At 46.8% G+C, this 23,895-nt stretch carries 19 protein-coding genes and 1 pseudogene; 7 read left to right on the plus strand and 13 right to left on the minus strand.

Going from position 1 to position 23,895, the window contains the following annotated elements; genetic code table 11:
* Position 1 precedes the first annotated feature (1 nt).
* Positions 2-427, minus strand: a complete 426-nt coding sequence (locus AC1DCV_RS34430) for a hypothetical protein (RefSeq protein WP_477027437.1) — start codon at positions 425-427, stop codon at positions 2-4.
* Between the two features lie 128 nt (positions 428-555).
* On the opposite strand from AC1DCV_RS34430, the gene AC1DCV_RS34435 reads away from it, so the two are divergent.
* Complete coding sequence (locus AC1DCV_RS34435) at positions 556-2,499, plus strand: lectin-like domain-containing protein (RefSeq protein WP_477027438.1); 1,944 nt, start codon at positions 556-558, stop codon at positions 2,497-2,499.
* Here the strand turns inward: AC1DCV_RS34435 and AC1DCV_RS34440 are convergent, their stop codons facing one another.
* From AC1DCV_RS34440 to AC1DCV_RS34455, 4 genes and pseudogenes are all read right to left on the minus strand, one after another.
* Positions 2,500-3,582, minus strand: a complete 1,083-nt coding sequence (locus tag AC1DCV_RS34440; protein WP_477027439.1) for a 3-oxoacyl-ACP synthase III family protein — start codon at positions 3,580-3,582, stop codon at positions 2,500-2,502.
* Positions 3,583-3,865: 283 nt separating this feature from the next.
* A pseudogene (locus AC1DCV_RS34445) lies at positions 3,866-4,080 on the minus strand (DUF6515 family protein).
* Positions 4,081-4,429: 349 nt separating this feature from the next.
* A complete protein-coding gene (locus AC1DCV_RS34450) occupies positions 4,430-5,440 on the minus strand; it encodes an LLM class flavin-dependent oxidoreductase (RefSeq protein ID WP_477027440.1) in 1,011 nt (336 codons plus the stop codon).
* A 155-nt stretch (positions 5,441-5,595) separates the two neighbouring features.
* Positions 5,596-6,348, minus strand: a complete 753-nt coding sequence (locus AC1DCV_RS34455; protein WP_477027441.1) for a type 1 glutamine amidotransferase domain-containing protein — start codon at positions 6,346-6,348, stop codon at positions 5,596-5,598.
* A 101-nt stretch (positions 6,349-6,449) separates the two neighbouring features.
* Here AC1DCV_RS34455 and AC1DCV_RS34460 point away from each other — a divergent pair, with 101 nt between their 5' ends.
* Positions 6,450-6,809: a DUF1801 domain-containing protein gene (locus tag AC1DCV_RS34460; protein ID WP_477027442.1), complete on the plus strand. Its 360-nt coding sequence runs from the start codon at positions 6,450-6,452 to the stop codon at positions 6,807-6,809.
* Between the two features lie 8 nt (positions 6,810-6,817).
* Here the strand turns inward: AC1DCV_RS34460 and AC1DCV_RS34465 are convergent, their stop codons facing one another.
* From AC1DCV_RS34465 to AC1DCV_RS34480, 4 genes are all read right to left on the minus strand, one after another.
* Positions 6,818-7,915, minus strand: a complete 1,098-nt coding sequence (locus AC1DCV_RS34465; RefSeq protein ID WP_477027443.1) for a glycosyltransferase family 2 protein — start codon at positions 7,913-7,915, stop codon at positions 6,818-6,820.
* Between the two features lie 1,122 nt (positions 7,916-9,037).
* On the minus strand, positions 9,038-10,225 hold the full coding sequence (locus AC1DCV_RS34470; protein ID WP_477027444.1) for a M20 metallopeptidase family protein: 1,188 nt from the start codon (positions 10,223-10,225) through the stop codon (positions 9,038-9,040).
* The gene (locus AC1DCV_RS34475) at positions 10,218-10,556 is read right to left on the minus strand and encodes a hypothetical protein (RefSeq protein ID WP_477027445.1); all 339 of its coding nucleotides are present in this window, start codon (positions 10,554-10,556) and stop codon (positions 10,218-10,220) included. The genes AC1DCV_RS34470 and AC1DCV_RS34475 overlap by 8 nt, the downstream gene beginning before the upstream one ends.
* A 172-nt stretch (positions 10,557-10,728) precedes the next feature.
* Positions 10,729-12,015: a putative oxidoreductase C-terminal domain-containing protein gene (locus AC1DCV_RS34480; RefSeq protein ID WP_477027446.1), complete on the minus strand. Its 1,287-nt coding sequence runs from the start codon at positions 12,013-12,015 to the stop codon at positions 10,729-10,731.
* A 306-nt stretch (positions 12,016-12,321) separates the two neighbouring features.
* Between AC1DCV_RS34480 and AC1DCV_RS34485 the strand changes: the two genes are divergently transcribed.
* The 5 genes from AC1DCV_RS34485 (at position 12,322) to AC1DCV_RS34505 (ending at position 17,088) form a co-directional block, all read left to right on the plus strand.
* The gene (locus AC1DCV_RS34485) at positions 12,322-12,840 is read left to right on the plus strand and encodes a DinB family protein (protein ID WP_477027447.1); all 519 of its coding nucleotides are present in this window, start codon (positions 12,322-12,324) and stop codon (positions 12,838-12,840) included.
* A gap of 193 nt (positions 12,841-13,033) precedes the next feature.
* Entirely contained in the window at positions 13,034-13,585 is a 552-nt protein-coding gene (locus tag AC1DCV_RS34490; protein WP_477027448.1) for a gluconate 2-dehydrogenase subunit 3 family protein, read from the plus strand.
* A gap of 11 nt (positions 13,586-13,596) precedes the next feature.
* Entirely contained in the window at positions 13,597-15,309 is a 1,713-nt protein-coding gene (locus AC1DCV_RS34495) for a GMC oxidoreductase (protein ID WP_477027449.1), read from the plus strand.
* 162 nt (positions 15,310-15,471) lie between these two features.
* Positions 15,472-16,149: a DUF2625 domain-containing protein gene (locus tag AC1DCV_RS34500; protein ID WP_477027450.1), complete on the plus strand. Its 678-nt coding sequence runs from the start codon at positions 15,472-15,474 to the stop codon at positions 16,147-16,149.
* A gap of 126 nt (positions 16,150-16,275) precedes the next feature.
* A complete protein-coding gene (locus tag AC1DCV_RS34505; protein ID WP_477027451.1) occupies positions 16,276-17,088 on the plus strand; it encodes an enoyl-ACP reductase FabI in 813 nt (270 codons plus the stop codon).
* A 114-nt stretch (positions 17,089-17,202) separates the two neighbouring features.
* Here the strand turns inward: AC1DCV_RS34505 and AC1DCV_RS34510 are convergent, their stop codons facing one another.
* The 4 genes from AC1DCV_RS34510 to AC1DCV_RS34525 are packed head-to-tail and all read right to left on the minus strand — an operon-like array spanning position 17,203 to position 23,885.
* Positions 17,203-19,671 carry a glycosyl hydrolase family 95 catalytic domain-containing protein gene (locus tag AC1DCV_RS34510; protein WP_477027452.1) on the minus strand — a complete coding sequence of 823 codons (2,469 nt, stop codon included), beginning with the start codon at positions 19,669-19,671 and terminating at the stop codon, positions 17,203-17,205.
* Positions 19,672-19,681: 10 nt separating this feature from the next.
* Complete coding sequence (locus AC1DCV_RS34515; RefSeq protein WP_477027453.1) at positions 19,682-21,316, minus strand: sodium:solute symporter; 1,635 nt, start codon at positions 21,314-21,316, stop codon at positions 19,682-19,684.
* A complete protein-coding gene (locus AC1DCV_RS34520; RefSeq protein WP_477027454.1) occupies positions 21,313-22,554 on the minus strand; it encodes an enolase C-terminal domain-like protein in 1,242 nt (413 codons plus the stop codon). The genes AC1DCV_RS34515 and AC1DCV_RS34520 overlap by 4 nt, the downstream gene beginning before the upstream one ends.
* A complete protein-coding gene (locus AC1DCV_RS34525; RefSeq protein ID WP_477027455.1) occupies positions 22,551-23,885 on the minus strand; it encodes an alpha-L-fucosidase in 1,335 nt (444 codons plus the stop codon). The genes AC1DCV_RS34520 and AC1DCV_RS34525 overlap by 4 nt, the downstream gene beginning before the upstream one ends.
* Between the last annotated feature and the right edge of the window lie 10 nt (positions 23,886-23,895).

A 23,895-nucleotide genomic window follows, 5' to 3' on the forward strand; every position in this document is an offset into this window, starting at 1 on the left:
TCTACCAGATGCTTCCGGCGAGAAAGGTTAACCTTACAAAAGTAATAACTGTATCGCTATTCAGCGAAAATTTATCGGTTAATTGTTTAATTTCTTCCTCCTTGACAAATACAGCAAACAGGCCATCTTCAAAGGCCTGCAAGGCAGTATCTACGGCCTTTTGAAGGTCGGCCTTGTTTTCGTTATAAATGCTGCCGAAACCTGCTTTTCCGTTGGCTACACCGTTTTCTATCTGCTCTGCAGAAAGAAATGGCAGGAGGTTTTTCTCCAGCGGTTTATTGTTATAGGCAGTTACCTGCTGTTTCACAACTGCCACCAGCAACTCACGGAGAGAAGGTTGATCGGATAACGCTTCCACTTCCAGCGATTGCCTGTCTATCAACGCATGTTTCCTGCCGGGTTGTTTTACACTGATCGTTATTTGCATATCAACATCACTTTGGGTCCGGCAAAACTAAGGCAAAAACCCATTTATCCCAATAATTGTACTTTGATGTTAACCCGCAAGAATGTAACTTGTCAATGGCAATCTGTCCCGCTGCCCGGCCCCCTGACATGAAAAGAATACTATGCCTGGTCACCGGCCTGCTACTGCTGATAAGTTCCCGGTTAACAGGTCAAACACAATTACCATACATACTCAATGGAGCCGCCACCCAGCGCACCTGCAACTGCTATGTGCTCACTCCGGACAATCAATTCATCAGCGGCACCGTCTGGAATAAAAATAAAATCAATCTCCTTCAGTCCTTCAACTACGTATTTGATATCAACCTTGGCTGCAAAGACGCTACAGGAGCAGATGGTATCGGGTTTATTCTGCAAACAAAAGGCACCAACCTCGGCGCCACCGGACAGGGACTGGGCTTCAAAGGCATCTCTCCTTCTCTCGGCGTACTGATAGATACCTGGCAGAATACCGATGAAAACGACCCTCCCTTCGATCACCTGGCCATACAAATGAATGGCTTGACAGATCACAACAGCGCTGGCAATCTCGCAGGACCGGTAACGGTGATAAAGGATAACGACAACGTGGAAGACTGCCAGTGGCACCTGTTCCGCATTAAATGGGACGCGGCGTTGCAACATATGGAAGTGAGCATAGATAATGAAGTGCGGCTAACGCTCGATAAAGACCTGGTCAATGATATCTTTGGCGGAGACCCCAATGTTTTCTGGGGCTTTGCAGGTTCTACCGGTGGCAGCTCCAACCTGCAACAGTTTTGTGCTGCTCTTCGGCCGGAATTTAATTTTAATCTCCAACAGGTGTTCTGCGATGGCACTCCTATACAGTTTAAGGACAATTCCAGCTCGTTCGGCGCCATTACCAGCTGGTGGTGGGATTTGGGAGACGGAACCCTGTCTGCCGCCCCGCAGCCTCCTCCACATGTATACCCTGCAGCGGGACATTACGAAGTAAAACTCGTGATTGAAGATAACAGCGGCTGCAAATCTGATACGTTGAAAGCTCCTTTTACCGTAGGGTCGTACCCGGTAGTCGATTTCGGGCCCAGCCCCTTTTGTTTGAATACACATACCAATATGAAGGACCTTACCACCATCAAGGTAGGCACTTTGCAAAAATGGGAATGGTACTGGGGAGATGGCACTACCACCACCGGCGCTACACCGCTGGCACCCTTTACCACAGCTGGGCCCCGGCAGGTACAACTCAGGGTTACCTCTGCAGAAGGCTGTGGCAGTACCTTCGGAAAATCAATACTGGTCAGCAAAACACCAGTGGTTAGCGGCACAGGCGAAAATGTTTGTCTCGGTGTTGCCACCAACTTCCGGGGTGTCAACAACACACCCAATATCCCGCTACAGCAATGGAACTGGGATCTGGGCAATGGCATCACGCAAACACAACAGCATGCCACTTATCGTTATGCAGATACCGGGTACTATCCTGCACGGCTATACGCCATTAGTGCAGAAGGTTGCCAGTCGCCTGTTGCAGACGTTCCGGTTACTGTAACGGCCGTATATGCACGCGCCGGCAGCGATACCATTGTAGCCAACGGACAACCCCTGCAACTACAGTCGCAATGGAATAATCCCCGTTTACAATACACCTGGTCGCCTGCTACTGGTCTTAACAATCCTTATATTCCCAACCCCATAGCTGTTTTACATAAGGACCAAACCTATCGCCTCACCCTCCTGTCACCGGAAGGATGCCGTGATGAAGATGTCATGAATGTAAAAGTGTATGAAGGTCCGGAATTTTACGTGCCCAATGCATTTACCCCCAACAACGATGGACGCAATGATATTTTTCACGTCATCGCTGCCGGGGTACCCAGGCTCGATTTCTTCTGTGTCTGGAACCGCTGGGGCCAGGAAGTATACCGTAGCGCCGACCTTCCCGGTGGATGGGACGGCACCTGGCAAAGTCAGCCCGCTCCTGCCGGCACCTATGTATGGATGGTGCAGGGAGTGGATTACACGGGCAGACGCTTTAGCAGAAAAGGAACGGTAACGCTTATACGATAACTATACGCGGTAACAAATGGCATTAATATTCATACCCGCCCCTACTGAGGCAAACAGGATCACATCACCTGCATGTACCGACTGGTTAGGGATTTCACCCCTTCTGACCATGTCATATAAGGTAGGCACCGTGGCAACAGAACTGTTGCCCAGCACATGAATATTCATCGGCATGATATCGGCTGGTATATCTTTTATGCCGTATAATAAATAGAAGGCCTTGATAATGGCAATATCCATTTTCTCGTTGGCCTGGTGAATGAAAATCTTATTCACCTCTTTAATGTCTATATTTCCTTTATCCAGACAGTCTTTCATAGCTTCCGGCACACGTTTGAGCGCAAACTCATACACCTTGCGACCCAACATCTTGATATAACGTATACGCTTATCCGATTCCGGCGCATAAGACATGCCCATATAAATATAGTTCAACTCATCGTTGGCGTACGACTGTGCACTGGCACTGATAATGCCGGCAGAATTGCCTGCACCTTCAAAAGCCTCCACGATCACGGCTCCTGCTCCATCACTGAAAATCATACTGTCACGGTCATAACGATCTATTACACGACTCAGGGTTTCGGTTCCTATTACCAGGCATTTCTTTGCCAATCCGGCTTTAAAGAAAGCATCTGCCTGAATTAATCCCTGTATCCAACCAGGGCAACCAAATAACACATCGTATGGAATACAGGCCGGATTGCGGATACCTAATGCCTGCTTCACCCTTGAAGCCAGTGAGGGCACAGCATCTGATTGTATGGTATCTTTTAAAACATTGCCAAAATTATGCGCCAGAATAATCTGATCCAGCGTTTCAGGATCTGTTCCTGCATCTTTAATGGCCGCTACAGCAGCCGCTACGGCCATTTCCGTAGCATTCATATCTATATCTGCATACCTGCGCTCAGAAATACCTGTTACCTCCTCAAATTTACGGATGATGTCCGTCCCTTCTGAAGGTATACGCTCTTGTCGATCACTGTAGAATTCCTGGTTCAAAAAATCATTATTTAGTTTTTTGTTAGCAGGAATGAAGCTACCAGTACCGGTTATAACTGTTCGCAATGTTTGAATCATAGTCTGATTTTTGAGCTGCCACCTGACAGCCCCGTCCCATAAAGATACAAACATTTGCTTTTGGGAGGTAATTGCGCCAACACAATAAAAAGCCAACCGGATAAATCAGGGTTGCTTTTTATGGCAATAATACAAGGCACATTAAGCACGTTTGCCTTCTCGTGCTACAAATCAAAATCCAAGGGTACCAGCATCCATTGTCTTTTTATCAAACAGTTGGAAGGCCGCAGCATCTTGATTCCGGCGCTTTCACTATCAATGTTCAGATACAGATACGAAAACATCATTCCGCTGCTACCACTTCATAAGCGTTGGTGCCGTTATTGGAAAATGGCTGGTAATAGGTGCGGTTATAAACTAGATATTTTTTGCCGTTGCTTCTGTTGCGCCCGATGGTATTTGGGCGACCACTGCACCTGCCCTAGGTGCCACCACCATGTAAGAAGAACCGGATTTTGAATAAAAGGCGCCGGTGGTAATAATAGTAATTATTACCACCGGCGGGTACCATCGTATACCCCGAAGGCAACGTAGTCACCACGGCGCCTATCGGTGCCGTACTACCGTATAACCACCTCCTGAAGGCACCGGTGCATAATACACACCCTGCTCATAATGATACTTCTTATCATGACGGGTCTTGCAGCCGCCCCGGGGCGATTGCCAGGCCTTCCCTTCCTCTTTGTGCGGAAACAGATGTTGCTGATAACAACATCGTAAAAAATGCCAGTACAGCCATACATTGCTTTGCAGAGGGAAAAGGCATAATACAGGATTTATAGATTAAGATCAACATCTATACCCCCTAACACCCTGCTATCAATGATTGTTATGAGAACGCTGTTTGTTACTTCAGCTGCTTAAACAGTTCCATCAGCAATTCATAGGAATGCAACCGGTCTCCCTGGTCATAAATATGTGCGGTAGCGATTACTTCATCCACCTGTGTTTCGTCCAGGAACTGCTGTAATCCATGCTGTACGGTATCAGAGCTACCAATAAAAGAGCAGGCCAGCATTTGCTGTGCATGAGCCGCTTCATATTCATTCCATACACCTTCCATACTGTCGATCGGAGGTCCCATGCGGCGCAGGCGGCCACGGATAATGCCCAGGAACAGCTGGTAAAAAGAAGTAGCCAAACGATTGGCTGCCGCATCCGTGTCGGCCGCGATCACGTTTATACAGGCCATGGTATACGGCGCCTGTAAAAACTCTGAAGGCTTGAAATGCTTCCGGTAAATACTCAGGGCTGCATGTAATTGAGCGGGAGCAAAATGACTGGCAAAAGCATAAGGCAGGCCCATGGCGGCGGCCAGGTAAGCACTGTCGGTGCTGGAACCCAGTATCCAGATAGGAATATCCAGTCCTTCGCCAGGAATAGCTCTTACGGGGCCGGTATGATTATCAAAAGAGAGGTATTGTTGGAGTTCCTGCACCTGTTCGGGGAACTCGCTACCCGCGCCGAGACGGTCGCGGCGCAATGCGCGGGCGGTGACCTGGTCTGTACCCGGCGCCCTTCCCAACCCCAGGTCAATCCTCTCGGGGTAAAGGGAGGCCAGCGTACCAAACTGTTCGGCTACCACCAGTGGCGCATGGTTAGGCAGCATAATACCACCGGAACCTACGCGGATCGTATGGGTACCGCCGGCAATATAGCCCAGCAGTACAGCTGTAGCGGAACTGGCCACACTCACCATGTTATGGTGTTCTGCCATCCAGAAGCGCTTATATCCTAACTTTTCTACGTGTTGTGCCAGCCTCAGACTGTTGTGAAATGCATCAGTGGGCGTTTGTCCTTCCAATACCGGAGCCAGATCTAATACTGACAGCGGGCGTTTTATTCCATGCTTACTCATACTTCAGACGGTTATATTGGTTCGTTCCTGCAAATTTACAACAATGCCGCCGACGAGCAGGAGCCGATAACCTACAGGTAAGCAAGTAGGTATTAGCAAAGCAGCCGCATAAACGATAGAGATTGACACAGTGGAGCACTTCCACTGGTAGCCGGTTATTCACCCAGCAGTTTTATGAAATCCGTTGCAAACCGGTAAGCATCACCCGGCCAGCGGGCAGAGAGGTAATGGCGGTCCAGCACCGTGAAGCCCCGGTGCAGATGATGCGGGGCATCTCTGAACATGGGCAAGGGCCCTTTAATAAAATGATCGGCTTCACTAAGACTAGCCGTCACTTCTGTTTGTACTGTAGTGGGATAGGTGAGATAATAATCTTTCAACCAGAATTTTGTGAGATGATAAGCCGCGAGTTCCTGTGATTGTAACAACGCCGTTGTTTTGTAAGTGTGCAACACGGATTTTCCTGTTTGCAGATCCTTGCTCCTGGCGGCCAGCACTACACCATGACAAATGGCCCCAACAGGTTTTTGTGCTGAAAAAAAACGAGCTACTGCCTGCTGCAGCGAAGCAGATTCCAGGTATTCCTTCATACCTTTATCATGCCCACCGGGCAACAACAACGCATCAAAATCATCGGTCTTTATCTCTCCATATTTGCAGGGATTGCAGAAGGCGTCACTGTTCGACATCTGGTGATAAGCTGCCACAGCATCTTTCCTGGCCTGTAACAACCATTTCCAGATACCCAGCTGCTCTCCCCTCAGCATCCGCATATCAGCCATAGCACTGTAGCCCCCAGGCGTGGCAAACTGTACGTCATACCTTTTTGCCGTCAAAAGCAACCAGGGTATGGCCGCTTCAGTCGGATCAAAACCATAATCGGGTAACGGTATCAGTACCTTCTTCATGCAGCGGTTTTTTGATAATGCGGGCGGAGTCAGGGAAAGAAAGATAGCAAAAAAAATATTTAACTGACAGTAATTCGTAATTTCATTGGCTAAAACAGGTTATGTTACGCGATATCGATGTCTGGTTTGAATCGCAACCAGAACCAGCCAAGGGTTGTTTGCTCGCGCTGAGGGGGCATCTGCTGCAATACAATCCACATATCACAGAAGCATGGAAATACCGCATGCCCTTTTTTTGTTACGATGGCAAAATGTGTTGTTATCTGTGGGTACACAAACAATTACACCAACCTTACCTCGGCATCGTAGAAGGCAAACACATTACACATCCCCTCTTACAGGTAGAAAAACGGGCACGTATGAAAATCCTGCTCATCAATCCCCTGGAAGATATACCAATGGATACCGTGAATGATATTCTGGACAAAATGGTGAAATGGTACGCAGCAAAAAAAAGATAACTGCTGCTCTAAAAGATCAATGCCGCCAGCAATACGATATAAATCACCAGCTTAATGATTCTCCAGCGGTTGGTACGAAAATGACGGGGACGCGTAAAATCAACATTAATACGCTTCATAAAATAACTCAACTTTCCATGTGTCAGCAGGGTTTTAAGCTGCCCCCATTCATTGCTGCATCTCAACAGCGTCATATAGTATCCTACTTTCAGCTCTTTATAACCCATACCGGATGCCCTGATATAATTGATCACCATATCAATCAATGGCACAGCCAATAATAAGATGAGCCATTTTTGCCAGCTGAGATAAATAAAAAATAGCGGTGCACTCAACAACACCAGCAGCATGCCTTCTACAGGACTTGGAAATGCATACCAGTTAAATTGTTTAAAGCGGGGCAGCAGCAATGCCATGCCTGCACCATAGCGTGTAAAGCGATCAAAATGTGGCTTTCCGTTATTCCACCAGGGATGCGTTACCCGCGCTTCTTTCACGCAGGTTAACTGCATATGATGCTGCATACACACCCTTGCTCCCAGGTCAATATCTTCTCCCCCTCCAATGGCCGACAACTCCGGCGAAAAGCGTAAGTCACCCAGCGCGCTGCGGTTAAACATAATGTTGGCGGTAACGCCCCACATAAATTGTTCTTTCTTATTGGCAATCGTAAATATACTGGTGAGACCAGCCGCACTCAAGGCGCGGGTAAAAGCATTCTCCGGTACAGGAAAATCTGTTAACCCAATAAAACCAATCGCATCTCCTTTTTCTCCAATTGCTTTTACATACTGGAAAAGCAGGTCTTCATCTGCTACAATATCATCGTCCAGGAATAAGATCCAGCTGCCGTTTCCAGCATCTATTCCTCTGTTACGGGTTTCACCGGGGCCCCTGTTTTCTTCATTTATAAAAAGATGTATAACGCCATCCTCTGCCATGCGCAACAATTCCGCTCCGGGCTTTACCTTCGGATTATCTACCACAATATAATAGTTGAACTGCCATCCACCTGGTTTAGGCAAACGAATCAAAGGAAGTAAAAACTGCTCATCCAACCGGAAAGTCGGAATGATTATATCGATGGAATTGGAAATTGTTAACATAGGGCGCGAAGATAAATAACATTCTTTTTCCTTTCACAATGCGGAAAAAATAATAACGCCCCTGTATTGTCCTGCAACTGTTGAAGATCTCCTGTTAACAGCTTTTTTTGCATGATTCAAAAATAAGGGAAATCGTTTACGCATAAAAAAAGKGGTGGTAAGAATACCTCCCCTTTAATATTTTAACCATATCCTATGAAAAACCTGAACCAAAGATATGTTCATCCTCGTTAGTTTAACGGGCTATTTCGTGAACGCATCATATTATCCCGTGAATGCATGAAATTGACCGATGTTAACCGGCACTTAACAAATTTCGCAGTGGTACGTTGTAAAAAACACGCTTAATAAATAAAAGGGGGATGCTCTGAAAGTGCAGTGGGGCAGGGAGTTCCATCAATAAAAAAAGGGGTGGTAAGAATACCTCCCCTTTAATATTTTAACCATATCCTATGAAAAACCTGAACCAAAGATATGCTCATCTTCGTTAGTTTAACGGGCTATTTCGTGAACGCATCATATTATCCCGTGAATGCATGAAATTGACCGATGTTAACCGGCACTTAACAAATTTCGCAGTGGTACTGTTGTAAAAAACACGCTTAATAAATAAAAGGGGGATGCTCTGAAAGTGCAGTGGGGCCGGGAGTTCTATCAATAAAAAAAGGGGTGGTAAGAATACCTCCCCTTTAATATTTTAACCATATCCTATGAAAAACCTGAACCAAAGATATGTTCATCCTCGTTAGTTTAACGGGTTATTTCGTGAACGCATCATATTATCCCGTGAATGCATGAAATTGACCGATGTTAACCGGCACTTAACAAATTTCGCAGTGGTACTGTTGTAAAAAACACGCTTAATAAATAAAAGGGGATGCTCTGAAAGTGCAGTGGCGCCGGGAGTTCCATCAATAAAAAAAGGGGTGGTAAGAATACCTCCCCTTTAATATTTTAACCATATCCTATGAAAAACCTGAACCAAAGATATATTCATCTGCGTTAGTTCAACAGGTTATTCCGTGAACGCACGATAATAGCATGTGAATGGATGGAATTAGCCACTGTTAACCGCCTGTTAACAAAAAAACGCCGGCTATTAAGCGTGCAGATAACACCTTCTTAATTGCCTAAAGTTTTGAGTGCGAGATAGGACATGAGACCAGCGCCGGTTTCCAGCGCTTTTTCATCTGCGTCGAAAGTCGCAGTATGTAAACCGGAGACAATGCCCCGGTCTTCATTACGTACGCCCAGCCGGTAAAAGCAGGCATCTGTTACCTGTGAATAGGAAGCAAAATCTTCTGCTGCCATCCAGATGTCCAGGTCTGCTACCTGCGCTTCGCCCAGGAACTCAATGGCATGTGCGCGACTGGCAGCAGTGAGTTTATCTTCGTTGATCAGGACAGGATACCCTCTTTCTATTTCAATATCGCAGGAGCCTTCCATACCTTCTGCTATGGAGATGGCCATCTTTTTAATTTTTTCATGGGCCGCATTGCGCCAGGTTTCATCCAGAGAACGGAAAGTACCCAGCAACTTCACCTCATCCGGGATCACGTTGCTGGCGCCGTTGGCGATCATTTTACCAAAAGTCAATACAGAGGGCGACAGCGGATTAGCGCGGCGACTCACAATCTGTTGCAGCGCAATCACGATATGACAGGCAATCACCACCGGGTCAATGCCCAGGTTGGGCATGGCGCCGTGGCCGCCTTTTCCTCTTACGGTCATGGAAATTTCATCGTTGCTGGCCATGTAGCGCCCCGACCGGAATCCCACTTTGCCTACCGGCAGTTCCGGCATCACGTGTTGCCCCAGGATATGCGCCGGACGTGGATTTTCCAGTACACCTGCCTTGATCAGCAAGCTGGCGCCACCGGGAATAACTTCTTCCGCCGGCTGAAAAATAAATTTCACTGTCCCCGTAAATTCCGTTTTCATACGGCTGAGGATACCGGCTACCCCCAGCAGGGAAGCCGTATGTACATCATGGCCGCAGGCATGCATCACCCCTTCGTTCTGCGAGCGGTAAGGCACTTTATTCAATTCCACAATGGGCAAGGCGTCTATATCCGCACGCAGGGCCACCACCTTGTCGGATGGCGCTGCGCTGCCCTGTAATAAAGCAACAATACCGGTATCAGCCATCCTTTCAAAAGGAATATCCAGCGCCCGCAGTTTGTCTTCTATGAAAACGGCCGTCTGGTATTCCCGGTAGGAAAGTTCTGGATTTGTGTGCAGGTGGCGACGATTTGCCGTAGCCTCCTCCAGCAGTCCGCTGGCTAATTGCCGGATTCTTTCTTTAAGCATGTAGCAACAATTTTTTTATACTGTCCTGTGATAAAAATTCTCTTACAAAAGTATCATCTGTCAGGCGCGGACAGGCGGCAGTTATCCGGTCTGTTTCTGCTGTCTGCCCGGGAGAAAGTCCTTCATAATCCTTTAAGCACCAGGTGCCTTCCGGCAATCCCTGTCTCCTTAATACCTTATGTATCCCTGCAATAGCGCCCCGGAAAGCATAGAAAGGATCGAAAATAGCCGCATTCATGCGGGTAACCGCAATCCCCTCCTGTAACAATGCACCCGCACCCTTATAATCCTCAAGTATACAATTTTTTATCCGGCCATACAGCCCTGTCACTTTTTCACCATTTAAGTATTGATCTGGTCCGCCACAATATTATCGTACTTGCCGGGCGTATAAAGCGATGTTATTGCGCCTGGAAGAACAGGGAACCGCCCTTAACTACATCCAGGGCTGATAACGGCTAAAAAGGGTCGTTTTTATCGCTTTTACGCCGGGGGCGATACAGCTATTCCAGTCTTTTTGCTACCGCCAGCGCCTGCGTGGTGGTATAGTATTTAGCGAGCATACCAGGTACTTCCCAGGCAGGCATATACCCTGCTTTTACATACTCCAGGAACTGCTGCATCACCATCGCAAACAACGATTCATGCTTCCTGATGTATTGTTCCGGTATCACTACCTCCCAGTCTTTCCCCGCTGCTTTCAGTGCAATACCCGGATACTTTTGCGCCAGTGCATGAAACTGTGTTTTCAGCTGTTCCTGGTAGGCTCCATCGGCAGACACCGGGCTGATGTATAATACCGGCAAATAATTTTGTTGCTTATCCTGCTTGATTACCAGCGCTGCCTTGCTTCCCAGCATCCGGGAATAGTGGGTATCCCCGGTGCCTGCAGGGGCTTCGTAATCCCATTTTACAGCAATATGGGCATGCACGCCGCGGATGGTGTAATCGAAGGAGCCGTTGGCATATATTTTCAGGAGATTGTCTTTCCCCACCACAGATGCCAGCGATGGCGTAAGCGCCGCGCCGTTGGTAACGTCGTTGTACTGGGATATACTCATCGCGGTAGGCCAGGTCGTAGCCCTATCAATATGGATATCCTTTTTATAATCGAGGACCTGTTCCGGGAAGCAGGTCCATTGTACCAGGTCTACCAGGTGGGTGGTTACATCCACAATCCCCTCTCCCTGTTGTGTTACATCCATATACCAACCCGGACGTACCACCGTTTTCCCGGCAACGGACTTTTTGAAATGATGTACACTTTTTTTGATCACTGCAGGTTCCTCTTGTGTACCTTGCTGCAGGGTACCAAATAATGCCGGCATCAGCGACAACTCCTTCTGCAGTACGTTGTGAATTGCATACCGTTCCGTCATGATATCAAACAGCTGCACTTTACCGGCAGCAGCGCCTGCAAAGGAAATCTGTAAAGAATCAAACCCCGCTGCATCTATCGCCATTGGCTTATCTGCCAGCACATGCATGCCAGTCTTGATGGAATGACGAATATAAGCGGGCTTCAAACGGTTGTTGCCTGCCAGCACTACCATACTGCCGGGCGCAGATTCCAGCATTTTCTGCAGGTAGTCTGCACCGGTATATACATTAGTTTCCCAGTGTACTGTTGGGTTATCCTGATTGTTGTAAGCGGCTACGCGATGCAGATATTGTACGACTTCCGGTCCCTCCGGTGCAAATACTTTTATCACCGAATCAATCCCCGGGTACATCTGCTGTTGTACCAGCGAAGCGTGAAAATGACCGGGATCAAGGGCTATCAGCTGCATATGTAATTGCTTTTCAGTTGGAAGTGAGCAGGGCTACTATAACGAAGCCATGCTGATAAAGATAATATTTTGCTTCATCCGATGTATCTTTTCCTCGTTTGCATGATAACGGAAACGGCATACTATCAGCCTAATTGCTCCAACTATGCTTTATAAGGATCCTCCCCTTACTCTTGTCACACAAGTTTACCGTTTCGTTCCTGGCAGCTCCCACGCATTCACATCGTCCTACAACCACCCATCACAACCAGCAAAAGCGACATTGAAAAAGTTAGTATATTTAATCAACTCCCCAATTTAATTGCTATGAGAAAATATTTCGTACTCCCGTTACTGTTATTGGGCTATTGCTGTTACAGCCAGACGACTACCAAAGCCATTCTGCTGGAACAACTAAAAACAACACACAACAAAGCCGACTGGTTTGTACCGGTAAATACAGCCATAGAAGGCCTTACCCCGGAGCAGGCCAACTGGAAAGACGGCAGTGGTAACCACTCCATTGCACAACTGGTGAACCACCTCATTTTCTGGGACCTGGACCAGCTCGAAAAGTTCAAAGGGCAACCAACACCTCCCTTCAACGGGGATAATGACGCCACCTTTTCGCCCGCCACACAGGCCGCATGGGACGGCACCGTAAAAAGAATGGATAGTGTGTTAACTGCATGGGAACAGGCGATTGAGCAAGCGGATGAAAAAACATTATCTTCCCACTATTCCGTAATTGCTCATATAGGTGCACACAATGCGTATCATATCGGGCAGATGTTGTTTATCCGGAAGCAAAAAGGCTGGTGGAATCCGGAGAAAGGTGTGAAATGAAGATCCTTACTACATCTGGGATAGGTAGATGTAAACAAGCCTCTTCTTATAATAATCTTTGCAAAAAATCCCGGTTTCTCCTATATTTAAGCCGATTTTCACGTTAGAAAGCAATAAGAAACCGTTTTTGCAAACTTTAGAGAACTAAATAAATGTTGATATTTTCCCGTTTTATTTCAAAAAATTCCTATCAATGGCAGTGAACAGAAGATCCGCGATCAAGCAGTTGCTGTACGTGTCGGCTGGCATGGCATTATTGCCCGCCTGTTTGCAACACACCACCAGGGCATCTTTAACATTAAAGCATATTCAGGTAGATGGTGACCAGGAAAAGATGCTGGCAGAACTCGTGGAAACAATTATTCCCGCCACCACTACACCCGGCGCCAAGGAACTTTCCGCCCATCTGTTTACTTTAATCATGATGGATGACTGCTACAAAAAAGAAGAGCAGCAACAATGGCTCAGCGGACTGAAAGCATTTGAACAAGCCAGCAAAAAACTAAACGGACATTCTTTCCTGGAAAGCACCGTTCCGCAAAGAGAAGCGTTACTTACCGCCATGGAAGCCGGCTGGAACAACAAGGATGATGTTTCTTTCTTCTACAGAACAACCAAACACCTGACCATACAGGCTTACACCAGTTCAAAATATTTCCTGACCAAAGTAAACGTTTATGAGCTGGTACCAGCGCGTTTCAAAGGATGTGTGCCACTTAAACCCATTACCCGGAAGATTGCCTAACTATTAATAAGATGAGTAATAACAATACCAGTCTGCAAAATCGTACGTTCGATGCCATCGTTATTGGTTCCGGTATCAGCGGCGGATGGGCAGCAAAAGAATTTACAGAGAAAGGACTGAAAACACTGGTGCTCGAAAGAGGCCGTGATGTGAAGCACTTAAAAGATTATCCTACTACCAGCCAGTTCCCCTGGGAATTTCCACACCGCGGACAGGTACCACAGGAAATTAAAGATGCCAACCCATCAATCAGCCGTTGCTATGCATATAAAGAAGATGCCATGCATTTCTTTGTAAAAGACAATGATCATCCCTATGGCCAGCCCAAACCATTCGACTGGATCCGTGGCTACCAGGTAGGCGGAAAATCGCTGATGTGGGCAAGGCAAACACAACGCTGGAGCGACTTTGACTTTGAAGGCCCTGCAAGGGATGGATTTGCCACCGACTGGCCGATCCGTTATAAAGACATTGAGCCATGGTATAGCTATGTAGAAAAATTCGTAGGCATCTCCGGTAATAAAGATGGTATTGCTCATCTCCCGGATGGTGAATTTCTGCCTCCCATGGAATTGACCTGCGTAGAGAATTATTTCAAAGATTTTGTAAAAGCCAATTATAAAGACAGACATGTTATCTATGCCCGTTGCGCTCACTTAACACAACCGCAGCAGGTACACCTGGATCAGGGCAGAGGACAATGCCAGAAAAGAGATCTTTGCCAGCGCGGATGTCCGTTTGGCGGATATTTCAGCAGCAACTCCTCTACACTGCCATGGGCAGAAAAAACAGGTAACCTGACACTGCGCCCTTTCTCAGTAGTACATTCCATCATTTACGATGAACAAAAAGGAAAAGCTACCGGCGTACGTGTGGTAGATACCAACACCAAAGAAATGATGGAGTATTATGCCAACGTTATTTTCGTGAATGCGGCGGCAGTAAATACCAATTTAATATTACTGAACTCTACCTCTCACCGCTTCCCTAACGGATTAGGCAACGACAGTGGTGTACTGGGCAAATACTTCGCTTTCCATAACTATCGCGCACATATTTCCGGGCAGTATGAAGGATTCAAAGATTCCACTACCGATGGCCGTCGCCCTACCAGCGCCTACCTCCCCCGTTTCCGTAACGTCATGAAACAGGAAACAGATTTCCTCCGTGGCTACGCAGCAGGATTTTCCGGTGGCAGAGGCACCCATACAGATACCAACGGATTTGGTAAAAGTCTGAAAGATCAACTGTTCAACAGTCAACCTGATGATACCTGGTATGTAGGATCTCACATGATGGGTGAAACCATCCCTAAAGAAAAAAGCACCGTTACCCTTGATAGTAAACGCAAAGATGAGTGGGGTATTCCGCAAATAAACGTGGATGTGGACTACGATGATAACGATGAAAAAATGATCAAAGACTTCTTTGAGCAGATGACAGAAATGTATACCAAAGCAGGCTTCACCAACATCAACACCAATGACTCCAAACAGGCGCCAGGACTGGATATCCACGAAATGGGTGGGGTACGTATGGGACTGGATCCCAAAACATCCATGCTCAACAAATGGAACCAGCTGCATGCATGCACGAATGTATTTGTAACGGATGGCGCCTGCATGACTTCTACATCTACCCAGAACCCTTCGCTTACGTATATGGCGCTGACAGCAAGAGCGGTGGATTATGCCGTAAAACAACTAAAGAAAGGAGAGATATAAATTACACTTCAAATAATAAAGCCTGTAAGCCGCCGGGTTTACAGGCTTTTTATTTTACTTTGCACCCATAGCGTTTTAGTCAGCTCATCATGAAACGATACTTTACGCTGCTATCAGCACATTGTTATTTTCCCCTTCATTGTAAATGCACAAATTCATAAAATGAAACCTTTAAATGAACTGATCAATACAACAGAACCTGGCTGGGAACTGGTACAGGAGTGGATTAAACAAGGTAGTAATCATATAGAAATACTGCCTAAAGATAATGCCCGTGCGGAAACTGCTTTATATCAAACCCAGGTAACCACCCGCTCTCCGATGGGCGCTATCATATATGAAACCGGTGGTTTGCTGGTGGATCATGGCTGGATAAGAGTATTAGGCTCCGGCCACGAAAAACTGAATCGTAGTCTGCCTGAATGGAATGAGGGTAAATCATTTACACAAACCGGTGAGCAGCCGTCTTTTCTATTAATTGCGGACGATGTGGTAGGTGGTTTCTTCGCCATCAATAATGGCGGCCTGGCAACAAATGAAGGAATAGGCAGCGTATTTTATTTTGCACCGGACACCCTGGAATGGGAGAACATGGAAATCGGCTACAGCGATTTTATCGGCTTTTGCTGCTCCGGTGATGTTGCTGGATTTTATCAGCAATTCCGCTGGAAAGGCTGGCAGGAAGAGGTGGCAAAAATGACCGGCATGCAGGGCATGAGCCTTTTTCCACTACCATTTACCAAAGAAGGAAAGGATATGGAAAAAGTCAGTAAAAAACCTATATCCATAGAAGAGCTATGGTCCTTTCAAATGGACATGAAAAAGCAACTGGGACATTAATCATCACCTGATGAGATGATTGTGGCGGCATAAAATGTTAAAATTTATAATGTCAGTCTTCGTGCAACAATAATTGCTATACATTTAAACCCTGTAGCAATTAAAATTTTACACTAAAACTTCGTCATGTCCCACAACTTATTAAAAGGTAAAAAAGGAATTATTTTTGGTGCACTGGATGAAAAATCTATTGCCTGGAAGACTGCACTCCGCTGCGTAGCAGAAGGTGCGGAAATTGTTTTAACCAATGCACCTATTGCTATTCGCATGGGTGAAATCAATGAGCTGGCACAACAATGCAACGCACCTGTTATACCTGCAGATGTGACTAACATGGAGGACCTTGAAAACCTCTTCATCAAAACAAAAGAACACTTCGGTGGTGGCGTGGATTTCATCCTGCACTCTATCGGGATGAGTGTGAACGTACGTAAAGGCAACGACTATACGAATCTGAATTACGACTTCATGCATAAATCGGTAGATATTTCCGCGATGAGCTTTCACCGCGTATTACAAACCGCTATTAAACATGATGCGATCAATGAATGGGGATCTGTTGTTGCATTGACATTTATCGCCGCACACCTGGCCTTTCCTAACTATAATGAAATGGCAGATATTAAAGCCATGCTGGAAAGTATTACCCGTAGCTTTGGTTATCAGTATGGTATTAAAAAGCGTGTACGTATTAATACCGTTTCCCAGTCTCCTACCATGACCACAGCAGGACAAGGTATTTCCGGCTTTGATGGCTTTGTGAATTACTCTGAAAAGATGTCGCCACTGGGCAACGCTACCGCTGATCAATGTGCAGAATTTACGGTTTCTCTCTTCTCAGATTACACGCGGATGGTAACGATGCAGAATTTATTTCATGACGGTGGCTTCTCCAGTACCGGTGTAACAGAAGCGGTGATTCAGCAAATGGCGAGATAGCTTTTAGCTTTTAGCTTTTAGCTTTTAGCAAAATGCAGCGGAGATGAACATAGCACATATGCCTGTATGTATTATGTTCTCCGCTGCATTTTGCTAAAAGCTAAAAGCTAACTGCTAAAAGCTAACTGCTATTTCTTCTCCTGGCGACGTTTTCAACTCCAGTATATCTTTAGTGATCGGATGTTTGCCTCTGGCATTAACATAACTGCCTTTACTTCCCCGGGGGATCAATATCCGCAGCATATTTCCCTTTTCACTCCGGATTTTTATGTAGGTAATTTTACCTTGTTTTTGCTGGCTGCTTATGAGGAATGCGCCTACGGCCCGTAGGTTGTCAAAGGAAGCATCTTTTTCTTTTGGCCAGTTAGGGAATAAACGGATGGTGCCATTATAGCTCTGCATCAGGCATTCATTGATGACTGCCGGCAAAGCAAAATTTTCAAACCAGATTCCCATATGTGACATATAGTCGAAAGCTGTTTGGTCATTATAACGTCCACCGGTTTGCATCACCATATCTGTGGCGGTGCCATTTGGCAATAAAGAGTAGCGCACCTGCCGGCTGAAACGATCCAGGTCCAGTTTACCTATGCGTGCTGCCTGTAAGGGTTGCATCACCAGGTCGTTGCCGCCTTCATTTTGCTGATGCAACAGGGTATTATTCAAAAGCTGCGCAGTATCTGCCGGGGAATCCAGCCCATGCTCTTCTCCGGGAAATACCGTCACCAGCGGATTGGGCAGGTTATAGACTACCTGGTCATGTTCCTCCGGAACAGATATCAGTACCTTTCCGTATTTCTCAGACATCGCAGTGGGATAAGCCGGGTAATGTGCCAGGATATCTTTTATGTCCGCCAGCAGCGTTTGTTCCTGACCGTTAGTCCCCATCACTAGGGTGGCCTGTTCAAAAGCCCTGAATATAAATTTGGTCAGGGTAAGATCTACCGTACAATCGTAATTATATTTAAAACCAGTTCTCAGCCCATATAACTCCGGCGGCACCGTAGGGAAAATATGATAGCGGTCGTCTTTCCAGCGATTGCCGCCGTGCGCATCGGGTCTTTTCATATAGGCCACCAGGAATTCTACTGCGGCTTTAATAGGCTCATAAGCCCTGTTGCGTAAAAAGGTGGTATCTCCTGAATAGATATAATGCCACCACAGACCTTGCACGGCCCACGGCGTTTCACATACTTCCCAGCCCCAGTCAGGCACAGGATAAGGATTCATAGTCATGGCTACCGGAAAGGCGGAATGCGGAAAATAAGCACCCGGGAGATGATAATACTCCTGTGCCCAATTCCTGCTTACCGGCATCAGCGCTTCTATCAGTTGTACATAAGGCAGGTTTTTCTCTGTGTGATTACTGGAAAAGGTTCCCCAGAATGGTTGCTGCGTGTTGTAGTTCATGTGATAGTCGCCATGCCAGGCAGTTCCTATTTTATTATAGCTCCAGTTGGCAAAAAGCCCGGGACAGGTAACGCCTTCTTTTGCCGCACAGTTCAGAAAATAAAGATTGCGGTACCAGGTTTCTTCCAGGAAATCATCGCCCAGTTTTACGGCGGATTTATTCCAGTAGTCAAACCATATCTGCCGGTTTTCTGTAGCTACCTGCTGATACAACTTAGCAGAAGGTGAGGGCAATGCCGGCATGTCTTTATTCACTACTGTATTCAGTCCTTCCTGTAAGGTAACTACTGCCTGAAAGCTGCCACCCGCTGCCACGGCTGCTTCCAGCGGTGCCATTTCCTCCGGGTTACCACTCCAGTTGATACGTGATTTTTTAGATAAAGGGGCATTCACCTGTACGGATAAACGAAAAGCTTTATCCCTGGGATCTCCTGTTACCGGATTGTATTTTTCAGGCTCCTGTGAAGGCATTATCTGCCGGAAAGAAAGTATACCGGCAGACAAATCTGTTATGGTTGTATATTTCGGGAACTCTGCTGGTGTGGAAGGATCTGCTATCATCTTCACCCGGTTAAAAATATTGGGCACCGGTTTACCAGTTACATCCACCAGCTGCATTTGCAGCTGATCGCTTTTCATGTTGGTAAAGAGTTCCAGGTAAACAGTTTTCCTATCTGCCAGTAACAGTTGTACACGGCATACACCCGTGGAAATATCGAGCGTATGTCCTATTAACTCCGCAATTCTGCGATCAAATCCCAGTACCAGCGATCCACATGGAAATGGCCTGGGATATGGCTGTCTGTAATTTTCTACTGCCAGCGTTTTGTATTGCTGGTACCAGGTATCGCCGTCCAGATCCGGAATATCTTTTACCCTGTTAAACACATAGTTGAAGTCATGCAGTGCTTCGCGGTTGTTTTCCGCAATGCGGATATCCCATACATTGTTATGTCCGAAATAAAGCACTACCGCATCAGGACGGGTAGTCACCACTACGCCCATGCCACCATTGCCCAGTAAGGCGCCTTCAAAAAAATCAGGCGCCGGCTTATTATAAACAATTGCATGCTTTGCGGCTATCGCAACAGGCTGCAACGGCGCCCCTGTTGTTTGTGCATAACCGGCCTGGAAAAGCACCAATAAAAACAGTGTGCAAAATGATCTGTACATAACGTGGATATTATCTGAAGACCCAATATAATACTGCCATCACCGCCAGTAACACCCCTGACAATACTTTATAGTTTGCCAGGCCCGGCCAGCCTTTTACTCGTAGCGGCGCCAGCGGGCTTTCCCAGTACAAACGGCTGCTTTCAGCAGTATGTTGCATCGGAAAAGCAAAAGATAAAACAACCTGCAGCAATACACAAACTACAAACAGGTAAAAGGCCACCATCAGCGGTGGAATGTGGCTCAAAGGCCCTTCAGGATACACTTTGCCGGTCACGTATACAATTGCTCCCAACGCGGAACCCAACCACAAAGTATATTGTGCGGCTTTGGAAGATGCTTTCTTCCAGAACACGCCCAACAAAAACACGCAGGTGATAGGCGGCGCAATATGTGATATGACGTCATTAATACCGTTAAAAAGACTCTCATACCGGTTCAGCAGAGGTAGCAGACCAATAGACAACAACAGCGCTAAAACGGCCGCAATACGGCCTGTTTTTACCAATTGCTTATCGCTGGCCGCCGGCTGATACCTTTTGTATAAATCGTAACTCACCAATGTGGCAATGGAATTCAGCGCACCGGAAATCTGGCTCATTAAACCCGACAGCAAAGCCGCCACCAAAACGCCCACCAGTCCGGGAGGCACCAGTTTAGTAATCATCAGGGAGTAAATACCTTTTGTATGCATCTTCCCATCTGCCTGCTGCAATGCACTCAGATCCAGTGCGCCCTGCTTATACAACACATAAGCCAGCAGCCCCGGCAGAATGAATATAAAAACCGGGAGCACTTTTATAAAGCCGCAGAACAACGCGCCGGTACGGGCATGATTCTCATCTTTTGCTCCCAGCACCCTTTGTACAATTGTTTGATCAGCACACCAGTACCAGATGCCAATAACCGGGTATCCCAGGAATACCGCATACCAGGGCAGTCCGTTCGGATCACCCGCTGGATGCAACATCGACAACTTATCCAATTGCTGATGCTCCTGTAATACGGCCATCACCGGTTGCCAGCCGCCTACCTTCCACCAGGAAAGCAACGTAATGATCACCGCACCGGCTAACAGCACCACTGTTTGCACGGACTCTGTCACTACCACTGCGCGTAAACCACCCACAATCGTATACGCGCCTGTTACCACCGCAATCAGGATAATACTGCTGAACATATTGATGCCGAACAGCGTTTCCAGCACAATGCCGCCCGCCAGAAATGAAAAGGCGATATGGATCACAATGGCTGATACAACGGATACGATTGCCAGCCAGTCCCGGCAGGCACGGTTATAGCGCCGCTCCAGGAAATCCGGGAGCGTAGCCACTCCCGACCGGATGTAAAATGGTATAAAAAAAAGTGCTAACAGGATCAGTGTAAAAGCGGCCATCCATTCAAAGTTGCCTGCCAGCAAACCGGTATCAAACCCGCTTTGCGCAAGGCTCACCAGGTGGAGACAGGAAATATTGGTGGCAAATAATGCCATGCCTATCATGGGCCAGCGCAGGGATTTACCTGCGAGGAAATATTCTCCCGCGGCATTGCTGCTCTTCTTTCCGGACCATCCAGCCCAGAATCCCAGCAGCACAATAAAGGCTACATAACAAATGCTGATGACGGTATCTGTGGTAGAAATCATCCGGGGAAAGTATTAAGGGCCAGCAGATCACAACTGCTGCCCGGGGTTTCAGGAGTACGGTAAAATCCGCCTGTTATCTGCGCAGGATGGGTAAAGTGCGCACGCAGGTGTGGAATATGCTCCAGGAATAATGCTTCATGTCCCATTCCGATATGATTGAATAATACGAGGTGCTGATGTAGCTGACCCATATCTCCCACATGTGGCACCACCGGTACCCCATACTTTTTACACAACAGGCTCACCGTAATAAATTCACTGACACCTCCTACCCTTACAGCATCCACCTGTATGAAACCAGCGCAACGGGTTTCCAGGTAATTTTTAAAGATCACTTTATTGGGTACATGTTCTCCCAATGCCAGCTTCACCGGGTTCAGTGCCTCTGCCAGTGCTTTATGTGCCAGCACATCATCCGGATGTGTAGGTTCTTCTATCCAGTAAGGATTGATGTCTGCCAGCCTTTTGCCGATAGCCAGTGCCTGCGGCAGATTCCATTGTTGATTGGCATCTACCATTACTTTAATCTGATCCCCTACTGTATTTCTTACAATATGCGCTCTTCGTATATCCGTTTCCGGATCTTTAGCACCCACCTTTAACTTCAATGCGCTAAAACCATTATCGAGTGCGCGTTTACAGTTGGCTTCCAGCTGATCATCAGAATAATTAAACCAGCCGGCAGATGTATCATACGCCGGGTAACCCTTTTGCAGAATACCTTCCCGCGATACGCGGGAAGATTGCATATCTGTGAGCATACGCACCGCTTCTTCGCGGGGCAGCACTTCTTCCAGGTAAGAAAGGTCCAGCGTATTCACCAGTTGCTCGGGACTCAGATCCAGCAACAGTTTCCATAAAGGCACCTGTTGCTGCTTCGCCCAAAGATCGTAACAGGCATTGGTAACCGCTGCCAGCGCCAGATGCACTACTCCTTTATGAGGTCCGAGCCAGCGGAATTGTTGTTCATCGGAACGCTGCTTAAACCAGTCTCCGAAAGTAGCCATCACTTCGCTGATATCTTTGCCTATCAGCTTCTCTCCATAAAACCTGGCGGCAGCGCATACCAGTTCGTTGCCTGCTCCCAATGTGAAAGCCAGTCCCGTACCGCAATTGCCCTTATCGTCATACAAACACGCTACCGTGTACGAGTATACGGGATTCTGATGTATGGCATCACTACCGGCTCCTCCGGATAATGGAAACCGGGAATCTTTCACTATTATTTTCTTAATCATTTTTTATCATCATTTTTTATGGGAGCAATGTCTATCGCAGGCTTATCTGTTTCCAGTACAATCACGGTATCATTCGGATCCGGTAAAGCCGGCAATGTAAGTGTGATGTGTCCGTTGGCTTGCAGCAATGCTACAGACGCGCCTTTCATGATATAAGCTTTATTTACTTTTACACCGGGCAGTTCAGGCAGTATCAACTGGCTAACCGGTTTAAAAATATGCAGGTAAATCTTTTTGCCACTGCGGGTAGCAGCATAGGTGTCATTCGGGTCATACGGACCACCATGTGTATTATAAATGGCTGTTCCATACTGTTTCAACCAGGTGCCCATTTCCTTTAAACGTGCTACCTGCTCAGGTTCTATTTTACCATCGGCGCGGGGCCCCACATTAAACAACAGGTTACCGTTGCCACCGGCAACTTTAGCCAGCGTTTGTATACATGTTTGCAACGATTTCATTTTATCATTTGGCTTCCAGGACCACTGTTGACAGATCGTCATACAGGTTTCCCAGGGCGTTTGCATGTTCAGGCTGCCAATGCGTTGTTCTGGTGTATCAAAATCACCCAGGAAATTAGCGGTACCATCTGCATTGGTGCCTGAAAATGATTTACCAAGGCGGTTATTGATGATCAAATCTTTTTTCAGCGTTTTAAGATAGGTGTACATATCCAATGCGATGGCTGGCGTCCAGGGACTTTCCCAGGGACCATCAAACCAGAGCATATAAGGATCGTAGTTGTTAACCAGCTCTTTCAACTGATTTTTCATGTATACCACATACTTTTCCATATCCGGTTTTTTCCGTTTATCCGCCAACGTTGGGTCGGTGGAATTATCCAGCGGATAATTCTCCTGGTACCAGTCCAGTACGGAATAATAGATACAGAACTTAATATGATATTTTTTGCATGCTTTGGCCAGCAGCCCTACCACATCCTTTTTAAAAGGGGTAGCCGTAATATTATAATCTGTATAGGCAGATGGCCATAAACAAAATCCATCATGGTGCTTGGCAGTGATGGTCAGGTATTTCATCCCTGCTTCGCTGGCGGTTTTTACCCATTCATCTGCATTAAAACCGATCGGGTTAAATGCTTTGTAAAGCGTGTCGTAATCAGTAGCGGCCACTTCGTGGTGCCTGGACCATCCTATTTCAGTACCTCGCAGCGTAACGGGTCCCCAGTGAATGAACATACCAAAACGCAGGTCCATAAACTGGTTCATAACAGCTTTGCTGGTCAGTATTTTCGGATCCAGCTGGGCATTGGTCTGGCTGTAGCTGTTGAGTGCTAATAGCATTAAACATAATGTGGCAATACGTTTCATTGTTCTTGAA

Source organism: Chitinophaga sp. 10T418 (assembly GCF_056394125.1).

Coding starts and splice junctions, on each gene's coding strand:
- AC1DCV_RS34430 (WP_477027437.1), bottom strand. CDS start 427: ATGCAAATAACGATCAGTGTAAAACAACCCGGCAGGAAACATGCGTTG.
- AC1DCV_RS34435 (WP_477027438.1), top strand. CDS start 556: ATGAAAAGAATACTATGCCTGGTCACCGGCCTGCTACTGCTGATAAGT.
- AC1DCV_RS34440 (WP_477027439.1), bottom strand. CDS start 3,582: ATGATTCAAACATTGCGAACAGTTATAACCGGTACTGGTAGCTTCATT.
- AC1DCV_RS34450 (WP_477027440.1), bottom strand. CDS start 5,440: ATGAGTAAGCATGGAATAAAACGCCCGCTGTCAGTATTAGATCTGGCT.
- AC1DCV_RS34455 (WP_477027441.1), bottom strand. CDS start 6,348: ATGAAGAAGGTACTGATACCGTTACCCGATTATGGTTTTGATCCGACT.
- AC1DCV_RS34460 (WP_477027442.1), top strand. CDS start 6,450: ATGTTACGCGATATCGATGTCTGGTTTGAATCGCAACCAGAACCAGCC.
- AC1DCV_RS34465 (WP_477027443.1), bottom strand. CDS start 7,915: ATGTTAACAATTTCCAATTCCATCGATATAATCATTCCGACTTTCCGG.
- AC1DCV_RS34470 (WP_477027444.1), bottom strand. CDS start 10,225: ATGCTTAAAGAAAGAATCCGGCAATTAGCCAGCGGACTGCTGGAGGAG.
- AC1DCV_RS34480 (WP_477027446.1), bottom strand. CDS start 12,015: ATGCAGCTGATAGCCCTTGATCCCGGTCATTTTCACGCTTCGCTGGTA.
- AC1DCV_RS34485 (WP_477027447.1), top strand. CDS start 12,322: ATGAGAAAATATTTCGTACTCCCGTTACTGTTATTGGGCTATTGCTGT.
- AC1DCV_RS34490 (WP_477027448.1), top strand. CDS start 13,034: ATGGCAGTGAACAGAAGATCCGCGATCAAGCAGTTGCTGTACGTGTCG.
- AC1DCV_RS34495 (WP_477027449.1), top strand. CDS start 13,597: ATGAGTAATAACAATACCAGTCTGCAAAATCGTACGTTCGATGCCATC.
- AC1DCV_RS34500 (WP_477027450.1), top strand. CDS start 15,472: ATGAAACCTTTAAATGAACTGATCAATACAACAGAACCTGGCTGGGAA.
- AC1DCV_RS34505 (WP_477027451.1), top strand. CDS start 16,276: ATGTCCCACAACTTATTAAAAGGTAAAAAAGGAATTATTTTTGGTGCA.
- AC1DCV_RS34510 (WP_477027452.1), bottom strand. CDS start 19,671: ATGTACAGATCATTTTGCACACTGTTTTTATTGGTGCTTTTCCAGGCC.
- AC1DCV_RS34515 (WP_477027453.1), bottom strand. CDS start 21,316: ATGATTTCTACCACAGATACCGTCATCAGCATTTGTTATGTAGCCTTT.
- AC1DCV_RS34520 (WP_477027454.1), bottom strand. CDS start 22,554: ATGATTAAGAAAATAATAGTGAAAGATTCCCGGTTTCCATTATCCGGA.
- AC1DCV_RS34525 (WP_477027455.1), bottom strand. CDS start 23,885: ATGAAACGTATTGCCACATTATGTTTAATGCTATTAGCACTCAACAGC.